The sequence below is a fragment of the Pseudomonas sp. HP_14 genome (genome assembly GCF_055283875.1).
The window spans coordinates 1-12673 of record NZ_JBTOQI010000009.1; the positions used below are offsets into that span (position 1 = coordinate 1).

General features: G+C 57.2%; 9 protein-coding genes. 5 read left to right on the forward strand and 4 right to left on the reverse strand.

Features of this window, described 5'->3' with window-relative positions:
- Nucleotides 1-144: 144 nt before the first annotated feature.
- Both gyrA and mtnA read right to left on the reverse strand, forming a co-directional pair.
- Nucleotides 145-2937: a DNA gyrase subunit A gene (gene gyrA / locus ACYASS_RS08295; protein ID WP_463585778.1), complete on the reverse strand. Its 2793-nt coding sequence runs from the start codon at nt 2935-2937 to the stop codon at nt 145-147.
- Nucleotides 2938-3244: 307 nt separating this feature from the next.
- The gene (gene mtnA, locus ACYASS_RS08300) at nt 3245-4321 is read right to left on the reverse strand and encodes an S-methyl-5-thioribose-1-phosphate isomerase (protein WP_243246550.1); all 1077 of its coding nucleotides are present in this window, start codon (nt 4319-4321) and stop codon (nt 3245-3247) included.
- 121 nt (nt 4322-4442) lie between these two features.
- Between mtnA and ACYASS_RS08305 the strand changes: the two genes are divergently transcribed.
- From ACYASS_RS08305 to ACYASS_RS08325, 5 genes are all read left to right on the forward strand, one after another.
- Entirely contained in the window at nt 4443-5774 is a 1332-nt protein-coding gene (locus tag ACYASS_RS08305) for a TRZ/ATZ family hydrolase (RefSeq protein ID WP_243246549.1), read from the forward strand.
- Between the two features lie 63 nt (nt 5775-5837).
- Nucleotides 5838-6536 (forward strand): bifunctional 2-polyprenyl-6-hydroxyphenol methylase/3-demethylubiquinol 3-O-methyltransferase UbiG, encoded by a 699-nt coding sequence (gene ubiG / locus ACYASS_RS08310; protein WP_122665838.1) that lies wholly within the window; start codon nt 5838-5840, stop codon nt 6534-6536.
- 2 nt (nt 6537-6538) lie between these two features.
- Nucleotides 6539-7210, forward strand: coding sequence for an N-acetylmuramic acid 6-phosphate phosphatase MupP (gene mupP, locus ACYASS_RS08315; RefSeq protein ID WP_243246548.1), 672 nt, complete (start codon nt 6539-6541; stop codon nt 7208-7210).
- Between the two features lie 163 nt (nt 7211-7373).
- On the forward strand, nt 7374-8114 hold the full coding sequence (locus ACYASS_RS08320) for a YciK family oxidoreductase (RefSeq protein ID WP_463585779.1): 741 nt from the start codon (nt 7374-7376) through the stop codon (nt 8112-8114).
- 212 nt (nt 8115-8326) lie between these two features.
- Nucleotides 8327-9259: a GGDEF domain-containing protein gene (locus ACYASS_RS08325; protein WP_463585780.1), complete on the forward strand. Its 933-nt coding sequence runs from the start codon at nt 8327-8329 to the stop codon at nt 9257-9259.
- Nucleotides 9260-9262: 3 nt separating this feature from the next.
- Here ACYASS_RS08325 and ACYASS_RS08330 read toward each other — a convergent pair whose 3' ends face one another.
- Both ACYASS_RS08330 and ACYASS_RS08335 read right to left on the reverse strand, forming a co-directional pair.
- Nucleotides 9263-10015, reverse strand: coding sequence for a TenA family transcriptional regulator (locus ACYASS_RS08330; RefSeq protein ID WP_279291022.1), 753 nt, complete (start codon nt 10013-10015; stop codon nt 9263-9265).
- A gap of 62 nt (nt 10016-10077) precedes the next feature.
- A complete protein-coding gene (locus ACYASS_RS08335; protein ID WP_463585781.1) occupies nt 10078-12543 on the reverse strand; it encodes an EAL domain-containing protein in 2466 nt (821 codons plus the stop codon).
- Nucleotides 12544-12673: the final 130 nt, after the last annotated feature.

Here is a 12673-nt window from a genome sequence, read left to right on the forward strand (position 1 = left end):
CCGGGCCCCAGCCGCCTCCCCCCCCGCGTTGCACCGCGCCCCCCCCGCCCCCCAACCCCCCCCCCACCACCCCCCCCCCCCCCCCCCCCCCCCCCCCCCCCCCCCCACTCCTACAGAAAAAACCGCGTTCCCGCAGGCTGTGCGTTACTCCTGCGGTTCTTCTTCATCCGGGGCAGCGTCGGCTTGCAGCTCGTCGGCGGATACGTCTTCGTCAGCAATGCTCAACGCTTCGCCTTCAATGATTTCACCGTCTTCACCGATTACCAGCTCTTCGCCTTCGATTTCCGAAGGCTCTTGCACGCGCTCCAGGCCGACCAGTTTCTCGTCGCTGGCCAACTTGATCAGCGTGACGCCCTGAGTGTTACGACCCAGACTGGAAACCTCATCGACACGGGTACGAACCAGAGTGCCCTGATCGGAGATCAGCATGATTTCTTCGCCGTCGAGTACCTGTACCGCGCCGACCAGTCGACCGTTACGCTCGTTGCTGACCATGGCAATAACGCCCTGACCGCCACGCTTGTACTCAGGGAACTCGGTGATCGCCGTACGCTTACCGTAACCACGCTCGGAAGCAGTCAGGATCTGGCTGCCTTCTTCCGGGATCAACATCGAAATCAGCTTCTGCCCTTCTGGCAGACGCATGCCGCGAACACCGCGAGCAGTACGACCCATGGCGCGAACGTCAGATTCCTTGAAGCGCGTTACCTTGCCGCCGTCAGAGAACAGCATGATTTCCTGCTCGCCATCGGTGATGGCTGCGGAAATCAGGATGTCGCCTTCGTCCAGCTCAAGTGCGATCAGGCCCACGCTACGCTGACGGCTGAAGGCCACCAGCGGGGTTTTCTTCACGGTACCGTTGGCGGTGGACATGAAGATGAATGGAGCCTTCTTCTTGTCAGCAGCCTTGATGCGTGCTTTACGCTCTTCTTCGGTCTCGTTGCTGTTCTCTGCGTCGTCGATCTCACCTTCGATGCCAGCCTCTTCCTCCTCGTCAGCCCGCTTGCGCATGGCTTCCAGGTCGACCGGCAGCATGGTCGTGATGTACTCGCCGTCGCTCAATGGCAACAGGTTGACCAACGGACGGCCACGGGCAGCGCGGGACGCTTCCGGGATCTCGTAGGTTTTGAGCCAGTACACCTTACCTTTGCTGGAGAACATCAGCAGCGTGGTGTGACTGTTGGCAACCAGCAGGTGAGCAATGTAGTCCTCATCCTTGATGCCGGTAGCCGATTTGCCTTTACCGCCACGACGCTGCGCCTGATAAACCGCCAGAGGCTGAGTCTTGGCATAGCCGCCGTGGGAAATCGTAACGACGCGTTCCTCTTCAGGAATCATGTCGCCCAGTGTCAGGTCCAGACGCGCATCAAGAATCTCAGTGCGACGAACATCCCCGTACTCGACGCGGATCAGTTCCAGCTCTTCGCGGATCACTTCCATCAGACGCACGGCGCTGTTGAGGATGCGCAACAGTTCGCCGATCTGGCTGAGGATTTCCTGATACTCGGTGAGCAGTTTTTCATGCTCAAGACCGGTCAGGCGGTGCAGACGCAATTCGAGAATGGCCTGGGCCTGTTCTGGCGACAGGAAATACTTGCCGTCACGCAGACCGTACTGTGGATCAAGGTTTTCCGGACGGCATGAATCCGCACCGGCGCGCTCGACCATTTCCACGACTGCGCTGGACTCCCAAGGGGTCGAAATCAACCCGATCTTGGCTTCTGCAGGTGTCGGCGAGGCTTTGATAAGGGCGATAACCGGATCGATGTTCGACAGGGCTACCGCTTGACCTTCGAGCAAATGACCACGCTCGCGGGCTTTACGCAGTTCAAATACGGTACGACGGGTGACCACTTCACGACGGTGACGAACAAAGGCTTCCAGCAGATCCTTGAGATTGAGGATTCGCGGACGGCCATCGATCAGCGCAACGATGTTGATACCGAAAACGCTTTGCAGCTGGGTCTGGGCATAAAGATTGTTGAGGATGACCTCAGGCACTTCACCACGACGCAGCTCGATCACGACGCGCATACCGTCCTTGTCGGACTCGTCGCGCAGTTCGGTGATACCTTCGAGCTTCTTCTCTTTAACCAGCTCGGCGATCTTCTCGATCAGACGGGCCTTGTTCAACTGATACGGCAGCTCGGTAATAACGATCTGCTGACGACCACCGACCTTGTCGATGTCTTCAACCATCGAACGGGCACGCATGTAGATGCGGCCACGACCGGTGCGATAGGCTTCGACGATACCGGCACGACCATTGATGATCGCGGCAGTCGGAAAGTCCGGGCCCGGGATGAACTGCATCAGTTCATCGATGGAGATTTCCGGGTTGTCGATCAGCGCCAGACAGCCGTCGATGACTTCACCCAGGTTGTGCGGCGGGATGTTGGTCGCCATGCCCACGGCGATACCGCTGGAGCCGTTGACCAACAGGTTGGGAATACGGGTCGGCATGACGGCCGGGATCATTTCCGTGCCGTCGTAGTTCGGCACCCAGTCCACGGTCTCTTTATGCAGGTCAGCCAGCAGCTCGTGAGCCAGCTTGGTCATACGTACTTCGGTGTATCGCATGGCCGCAGCGTTGTCGCCGTCGACCGAACCGAAGTTACCCTGACCATCTACCAGCAAATAGCGCAGCGAGAATGGCTGTGCCATACGAACGATCGTGTCGTATACGGCAGTGTCGCCGTGCGGGTGATACTTACCGATAACGTCACCGACCACACGGGCGGATTTCTTGTACGGCTTGTTCCAGTCGTTACCCAGTTCGCTCATTGCGAACAGCACACGCCGGTGCACGGGCTTCAAGCCATCGCGTGCATCGGGCAGTGCCCGCCCGACGATTACGCTCATTGCGTAGTCGAGGTAGGACTGCTTCAGCTCGTCTTCGATATTGACCGGGAGGATTTCTTTGGCCAGTTCGCCCATGAGAAGCTCGATTCCTTTTTCTGGTGAAACTTCGTACATCCATTCGGGAGGAACGAAGCTCGCCGCTACCGGCACGTTTGCCTGGCAACGACTTACGACAAATCAACGAGTTATGCCCTGGATCTGCGCAGTAGGGACGACTACCGCAAGCGTCCCTGGAAACCGCCGGATGTTACCACAATCGCCGCTAAGCACCTATCCTTTGAAAGCCCTGAAAACGAGCTTGTCCGTCGCAAGATTGCTGAGAAACGCTTACAGGCCCGTTTAGCGCCCTTGCGACGAAAACTTTCACTGGTCGCTCAAGCGATCAATGCAGCCGTTTGCGGCACATCAATTGAGCCATTTTTGCCGTATCCGGACGCTCGACAATCCCCTTTTCAGTGACGATTACGTCAATCAGATCAGCAGGCGTCACGTCGAATACCGGGTTGAATGCGTCGACATCGGCGCCGACTCGCTGACCGCCGACCTCAAGCAACTCACGACCGTCACGCTCCTCAATAACGATGTCCTCACCGCTGGCCATGTCCATGTCGATCGTCGAACTCGGCGCCACAACCATGAAACGCACGCCGTGATGCATTGCAGCAACGGCCAATTGGTAAGTCCCGATCTTGTTGGCCACATCGCCATTAGCGGTAATCCGGTCGGCACCTACGATCACCCAGGTAATACCTTTGGTTCGCATCAAGTGAGCGGCTGCCGAATCGGCATTAAGGGTCACCGGGATACCTTCATTAGCCAGCTCCCAAGCAGTCAGACGGGAGCCTTGCAACCAGGGCCGGGTTTCGTCGGCGTAGACACGCTCGATCATGCCTTCCAGATGCGCGGCGCGAATCACGCCCAGCGCGGTACCGAAACCGCCGGTGGCCAATGCACCGGTATTGCAGTGGGTCAGCACCGCCTGCAGGTTGCCCTGATGTTTGCGAATCATGTCCGCGCCCAGTTGAGCCATGGTCAGATTGGCTTCACGGTCACTGAGGTGGATCGAGACAGCTTCGGCCTCCAGCGTTACCAGAGGATTTTCTCCCTCTTTGAGGCGCTGCAGCCGATCGCGCATCCGGTTTAGCGCCCAGAACAGATTGACGGCCGTCGGGCGCGAATCTGCCAGCAGCCGGAAATCCTCCTCCAGAGCGGCGACCCAGTCACCTCCCGCGGCGATCCGGGCACGAGCCCCCAGCACCACACCGTAAGCGGCGCTGATACCGATCGCCGGAGCACCCCGTACAACCATTGAACGAATTGCCTCGGCAACTCCGGCCGCGCTGTCGTAAGCGAGCCATGTTTCTTCGAACGGCAAGATGCGCTGATCCAGCAGATACAGAGCGTCATCCCGCCAATCGATGGCTTTCACCTTTTCAGCAGCCAACAATCGATCGCGCATAGCACACCCCATACTCAAAAAACCCAAGCCGGACATCAAAAGCGGCCGATTATAGCGAGCCGTCGACGAAGACGCTCGGGTATACTGCTCCGTCCCCATAATAAGCCCCGGAAGCCCAGTCATGCCTAACGCCGCTGCCCCGCTCGACCTCTTGCTCCTGCCCGCCTGGCTGGTGCCGGTCGAACCTGCTGGCGTGGTGCTCAAGGATCATGGGCTGGGCATCCGCGACGGTTGCATCGCTTACATCGGCCCTCGCGCCGAAGCGCTGAAACAGCCGGCGCTGCAAACCCTGGAACTGCCCGAGATGCTGCTCAGCCCAGGACTGATCAATGCTCACGGCCACGCGGCGATGACCTTGTTCCGAGGTCTGGCCGACGATTTGCCGCTGATGACCTGGCTGCAGGACCATATCTGGCCCGCGGAGAGCCAGTGGGTCGACGAGGAGTTCATACGCGACGGCACTGATCTTGCGATCGCCGAGCAATTGAAAGGCGGCATCACCTGTTTTTCAGATATGTACTTTTACCCCTCGGTGGCGGCTGATCGCGTTCACAACAGCGGGATCCGTGCGCAAATTACGGTGCCGGTCCTCGATTTCCAGATTCCCGGCGCACGCAATACCGACGAAGCGCTGCACATTGGCGTGCAACTGTTCAATGATCTGGCCCACCATCCACGCATCAAGATCGCGTTCGGCCCTCATGCCCCCTACACCGTTGGCGACGAAAATCTGGAGAGGATCCGGGTCATCGCCGATGAACTGGACGCCATGATCCAGATGCACGTTCACGAGACTGCCTTTGAAGTCGAGCAAGCTGTAGCACAGACAGGCGAGCGCCCCTTGGCACGCTTGAACCGTCTGGGCATGCTAGGTCCGCGCTTTCAAGCGGTACACATGACACAAATCAGCGATGACGACCTCGCGTTGCTGGTAGAAAGCAACTCCAGCATCATCCATTGCCCGGAATCGAATCTGAAACTGGCCAGCGGCTTTTGCCCGGTCGAACGACTGTGGCAGGCGGGCGTCAATGTTGCGATAGGCACCGACGGTGCAGCCAGTAACAACGATCTGGACCTGCTCGGAGAAACCCGAACCGCCGCACTGCTGGCCAAAGCTGTTGCAGGCTCGGCTGCCGCACTGGACGCCCACCGCGCATTGCGTATGGCAACCCTGAATGGCGCACGGGCACTGGGCATCCAGAACGAAGTGGGCTCTCTGGAAATCGGCAAGGCTGCGGATATCGTCGCCTTTGACCTGTCCGGTCTGGCCCGCCAACCGATTTATGATCCGGTTTCACAGCTTATATATGCCACCGGCCGCGACTGTGTCAGCCATGTATGGGTCGCTGGCAAGCAACTGCTCGATGATCGCCGCCTGACACGTATGGATGAGCAGGCGCTCTGCGACACCGCCAAAGCCTGGGGCAAGCGAATTTCCGGGCACACCGAATAAGACCGGGCTGGCGTTTTCAATCGCCAGCCCGCTGCACGTATTTTGAGTTCAAGAGGACATTCCATGAGCAACGTCGATCACGCAGAAATCGCCAAATTCGAGGCCCTGGCCCATCGCTGGTGGGACCGTAACAGCGAATTCAAGCCGCTGCACGATATCAACCCGTTGCGGGTCAACTGGATCGACGAGCGTGTCAATCTGGCGGGCAAGAAGGTTCTGGACGTCGGCTGTGGCGGCGGGATTCTCAGTGAAGCCATGGCACTGCGCGGCGCGACAGTAACCGGTATTGATATGGGCGAGGCGCCGCTCGCCGTCGCCCAACTGCACCAACTGGAATCCGGCGTTCAGGTCGAATACCGTCAGATCACGGCTGAAGACCTGGCCGAAGAGATGCCCGAGCAGTTCGATGTCGTAACGTGCCTGGAAATGCTTGAGCACGTGCCAGATCCCTCGTCGGTGATTCGCGCCTGCTACCGCATGGTCAAGCCCGGCGGCCAGGTGTTCTTCTCGACCATCAACCGCAATCCGAAGGCGTATCTGTTCGCCATCGTCGGCGCCGAATACATCATGGGCCTGCTGCCGCGCGGCACCCACGACTTCAAGAAATTCATTCGCCCGTCCGAGCTAGGCGCCTGGAGCCGTGCCGCAGGCCTGCAAGTCAAAGACATCATCGGCCTGACCTACAATCCGCTGACCAAGCACTACAAGCTGGCTTCGGACGTAGACGTCAACTACATGATCCAGACGCTTCGGGAGGCGTAACCATGCGTTTGAGAGCAGTTCTATTCGACATGGACGGCACCCTGCTCGACACCGCCCCGGATTTCATCGCCATTTGCCAGGCGATGCTGGCAGAGCGCGGTTTCCCGGCGGTTGAAGACAAACTGATCCGGGACGAGATTTCCGGCGGTGCCAAAGCGATGGTCGCTGCAACGTTCGCTATGTCGCCTGAGGCTGAAGGGTTCGAGGCGTTGCGCCTGGAGTTTCTGGAGCGCTATCAGCGCGACTGCGCCGTACACAGCAAACTGTTCGACGGCATGGCAGAACTGTTGGCTGATATTGAAAAGGCCAACCTGATCTGGGGCGTCGTCACCAATAAACCGGTACGTTTTGCGCAGCCGATCATGGATCAGCTCGGGCTCTCGCAACGCTCGGCCTTATTGATCTGCCCTGATCATGTCACCAAGAGCAAACCCGACCCTGAACCATTGACCCTCGCCTGCAAAATGCTTGATCTGGATCCGGCAAGCGTACTGTTTGTAGGGGATGATCTGCGCGATATCGAATCAGGCCGAGACGCAGGCACTAAAACGGCGGCGGTTCGCTACGGTTACATTCACCCCAACGACAACCCCGATCATTGGGGCGCAGACGTGGTAGTAGATCACCCGCTGGAACTGCGCAAGGTGCTGGATAACGCGCTTTGTAGCTGCTGAAGGCGCTTCAGAACTGCATGCAAAGCGCGGACCTGTGGGAGCCGGGCTTGCCCGCGATAAAGCTGGACGCAATTGACTTCATGTCTGCGGCGCCCTTATCGCGGGCAAGCCCTACTCCCACAGGGATTGCGCAGGCCGACAACCCGGTTTCAAGAGGTAACCCATGTTTGATTACTCCCCTCGCCCCGACCTGCTCACTGGCCGGATCATTCTGGTGACCGGCGCAGGACGCGGCATTGGTGCTGCTGCTGCGAAAACCTACGCGGCACATGGCGCGACTGTACTGCTTCTGGGCAAGACCGAAGCTAACCTGACTCAGGTGTACGACGAAATCGAAGCCGCTGGCCATGCCAAGCCTGCCGTTATCCCCTTCAATCTGGAAACGGCCCAGCCCCATCAATACGATGAACTGGCAGCCATGATCGAAAACGAGTTCGGCCGACTTGACGGCCTGCTGCACAATGCCTCGATCATCGGTCCCCGCACGCCACTGGAGCAGTTGTCCGGCGAGAATTTCATGCGCGTCATGCACATCAACGTCAATGCGATGTTCATGCTGACCAGTGCGTTACTGCCGCTGCTCAAACTGTCTCGGGACGCCTCGGTGGTATTCACTTCCAGCAGCGTCGGACGCAAAGGTCGCGCTTATTGGGGCGCCTACGGGGTCTCGAAATTTGCGACCGAAGGCCTGATGCAAACCCTTGCCGACGAACTCGATACCGTAGCTCCAGTCCGCTCCAACAGCATCAATCCTGGCGGCACGCGCACCAGCATGCGTGCGCAGGCTTACCCCGCAGAGAACCCGCTGAACAATCCGACCCCGGAAGAAATCATGCCGGTGTACCTGTATCTGATGGGACCGGACAGCAGCGACGTCAACGGTCAGGCCTTTAACGCTCAGTGACTGACCTGCTTAATCACCCGCCACGACAGAAAACCGTCGCTGACGGGTGACTAACGAGTTCTACAAGTCAAGGTTATGTCACCAAGAGTCAAAATTCGCCCGACTAGAATCCCCAAGCCATTGAATTTAAAGACCTGTATTAAAAACTCAGGACTGGCACGACTTTCGCTCTGACTCAGCTAATCCAGCACTGCACGCTGAGGAATGAAGCCATGATTTCTCCTACCCCGTCTAACGCCATCGATTTTGACGCTGCTAAATTGAAACGCCTGGGCATGTACCAGCGACAGGTTCAGGAGACCGTTCAGCCGCCAGTCGATCTGGAACAGCTGATGCAGCAACTGAACCTGCAGCTGCAGACCAGCCTGGAAGCCGAACGAATCCTGACCCTGTTTTTTCAGGGGGTTCAACGTCTGATACCCCTCAATGGGTTGACCTACCAATATGCCGAAAGTGACCTGCACTTGCAGTTGGGTGAACACGCCCCACACAGTGTCAGCTACAACCTGAGCAATGATGGTGAACCGGTAGGACTGTTTACTTTCGAACGCAGTAAACGCTTCAACGAGCAGGAATTCGCGGCGTTGGAGTCACTCATGACGTGCATGCTGTTCCCTCTGCGCAACGCGCTGCTCTATCGGGCCGCGATGCAAAGTGCGTTACGCGACCCGCTGACAGATACCGGCAACCGCATTGCGATGGATCAGACGCTGACACGCGAAATCGAGCTTGCCCGGCGCCACTCACACCCGCTGTCGATACTGATGCTCGACATTGATCACTTCAAACGAGTCAACGATACCTACGGTCACGCCACAGGCGACGACGTACTCAAATCCGTCGCCCATGCGATCAAAAGCGAGTTGAGAAACATCGACCGGATTTTTCGCTACGGTGGCGAAGAGTTTCTGATCGTGCTTTCCAACACTGATCGCGACGCTGCGGGCTTGATGGGTGAGCGCTTGCGTCGATCGACTCACGGCCTGCTGCATCCAGGCCTGGACAGCTCGCTGGAACTGACCATCAGTCTTGGCTGCTCGACGCTGTTGCCAGCAGAGTCTGCGGACAGTCTCATGCGGCGTGCCGATATCGCGCTGTATGTCGCCAAACGACAAGGACGCAATCGCTTGGCAATGGCCGGGTAAAAATCAGGTTTCCAGTTCGGCTACGCGAGTGCGAACCGATTTGGCTTTTTCCAACTGCATGCAATGTTCGAGAAACAGATACATGTAGTCGTAGCTCTTGGTAACGGCCTGCCGCAGCTCTGTCTGCAACTGCACGCTGGGGTTATTACCCGCCAGGGTGCAGATAATTTCCAGCGCCTCCCATGGATGCGCATCGTCATACTGGGCGTGCATCTTCAGCCACTTCATCGCGCGCTTGCGCGATTCCTGGGGAAAGCCGTCGGCGTACACGTCGGACGAACAGACCACCGCCGCCCACTCACCCGTAGCCCCCTCGATGGCGTAATTGGTGGCCGCCATGCCTACAACCAGTGAATCAGACGAACTGGTGTGCCAGCACCAGTGGCTGAGCGCATGCAATTCGGGTGACACGTGCTGAGCCTTGAGATCATCAAGGCTGACACCGTGTGCCTCTGCCCAATGGACCCAGTAGTCAGCATGGTTGAGCTCTACGCGTATATTGCGCATCAACCAGCGTCGCGCCATGTCTTCACCGGGATGGCGGGCAAACCGGGTTTTAGCCAGGTTATTAGCCATGTAAATGGCGAACTGCTCGACCACCGGCCAACCGCCAATCAAGTACTGGCGCATGATTTTTGGACTCAACCGCCCATCCCGCATGCGCTGATACAGTTCGTGCTCGACGACTCTGGATTTGGCGAAACTGCAATCTTTGATCAGTTGCTGTGCCCATGCCGGATAACTGCTGGCTTCCATGAGCGGACCGGTCCTGCTGAAAGTATCGATCACTGTGTAACTCCTTTTAGTAAGTTAATGGCTTAGCGAAATGTTCCTGGCGTGCTGAACAAAAGTGGGGCTGCCCTTGAAGGGCGAGCGTGAAGGCTTTCACACGTAAACAGTTGAGGACGTTCAATCAGATACCCCTGAGCGAAGTCAACTCCAATCTCGCGCAAAGCAATTTCGATCTGTGGTGTCTCGACAAATTCAGCGATCGTACGTTTGCCCATGACATGCCCAATGTGATTGATCACCTCCACCATCGCACGGTTGATCGGGTTATCGAGCATGTCCTTGACGAAACTGCCATCGATCTTCAGGTAATCCACCGGCAGATGTTTGAGATAGGCGAACGAAGACATGCCAGCGCAGAAGTCATCGAGGGAAAACTGACAGCCCAAAGCCTTCAGCTCGTTGATGAAGTGAATTGCACTGCCCAGATTGGCAATCGCAATGGTTTCGGTGATCTCGAAGCAAATCAGCGACGGAGAGATACCGAAAATACTGAATTGCTGCTTCAGGTAGTCGAGAAAGGCCTCATCGCCAATACTCGCCCCGGAAAGATTGATCGCACAGACCACCATAGGGCCGCTGTAGCCTTCATCATCCTGACACTGCGCAATGATTTTGAAGACGTTACGTACCACCCAGCGATCCAGCGAAGTCATCAGACCGTAGCGCTCGGCGGCCGGGATGAAGTTCTCTGGAAGGATCATGCGCCCCGTCTCATCGCGCAGGCGCAGCAAAATCTCTATATGCCCGCTGTCATTTGCCCCGTGATGACCGATAGCCGCAATCTGCTGGGCAAACAGACAAAACCGGTTCTCATCCAGCGCCATGTGCAAGCGCTGAACCCAGGCCATTTCACCAAAACGCAACGACACTTCAGAGTCATCAGCGTGGTAGACCTGCACTCGATTACGGCCTTTTTCCTTGGCCATATAACACGCCATGTCCGCCGCACGCAGCGATGCCTCAAGCGTCGTGGGAACATGCGAAATATGCACCAGCCCCACGCTGACCGTGCTTTGAAATGGCCTGCCCTTCCAGACAAAGTTCAGGCTCTGAACCGTCTGACGCAGGTTTTCTGCGATGATTTGTGCAGTGTCTGGAGGACAATGCTCCAGTAAAATACCGAACTCATCCCCACCTAACCGGGCCAAAGTGTCGCCTTCCCGCAGGCCCTGCTGCAATATCGTGCAGATGTGACGCAACAACTCATCACCTGCCGCATGACCACTGGTGTCATTGACCAGTTTGAATTGGTCGAGGTCCAGATACATCACCGAGTGGTTGCTGGGTTGCCGTGCCAGATCATTGAGCGCGTGCTCCAGGCGATATTCGAATTCTCGCCGATTGGCCAGCCCGGTGAGCGCATCATGTGTCGCCTGCCAGGACAGATTGGCAATGTACTGCCGCTCTTGCGTCATATCGTGCAACACCAGGACTGTGCCGCTGACTTTGCCATCGGTGAAAATCGGAGAACCTACAAGTGCCACTGAAACGGTGCTGCCGTCCAGACGCTGGATCAACTTGGAATGTTCACTGCCACCACTGAGCTTGCCACTCAGAATATGCTCAATGAGCGTCGAGCTGTCCTTCTGATCATTTTCGTCCAGCAGATTGAACAGCGCAGCGAGCGGCAACCCGCTGGCCTGGACGTTTTTCCAGTGGGTCAGATTTTCGGCAGCGGGGTTCATGTAAACAATGGCACCCTCAACATCGGTGGTAATAACCCCGTCACCGATGGACTCCAGCGTCACCTGAGCGCGCTCTCTCTCCACTTGCAGAGCGTCGGCAAAAGCATGGCGCTGAGCCAGCAATTTGTGAGTTCTGAGCAAGGCGAGAATAATCAACACCACCGCTGTCGCCAGATTGATCATCAGCAACAGCCGCAAGATTTCCCTTGAGCCTTCGCCCAGCGCATCACTGAATGCACGCGCTACCGGTGTGACACTCTCATTGATTGCTGTGATCTGCCCACGCCAGTTAATGATGTCGGCATCGGTGGCTTCGCCCGATGAAATCTGCTCATGCATCCGCTGCGCGACATCGTCCAGCTGCATCAGGTACTCATCGCCCAGGCGCCACTGGTCGATGGCCTTTTTCATGTAGCCAAATTCCCGAAAGTTTACGTACAGCCAGATAATCCCGGCCACATCATCAGGATGATTACCGCCCTGCAGAATACCGTCCGTCGCTGTATCGATATCCGGTACGGGTTTATCCAGCGCGATACGCAACGTATGTCCACCTTTAGGGATGGAAATTGCCTGTTCGTAGCGCAGGTAATTGATCTTGTCGTGGCCGTTGGCATAGAGATTCAAATAATAGATGGCGTCTTTCTGGCCCTTGGACCAGAGGCTTTCGCCGCCGACATAACTGCGTACGGCCGAGAGCATGTAAAGGCTGACGCAGCCCAACAGGGCCTGAAACAGCGCAACGGCGATAAATGGCCATACGATGCCCAGCAGGCGGGGCTTTTCGAGGATCCGCGTTTGCTTCATGGGTTCCCTTTCATAAGCGGTGCCAGATGCTCAACAAGCTGCGTTTATTTCGTCCTGAGCAGAGCCTAGGCCAAATCCATAAAACCGGTCGTGCAAATTATCAAATTTGAAACACGCTACCGCCCCGCAT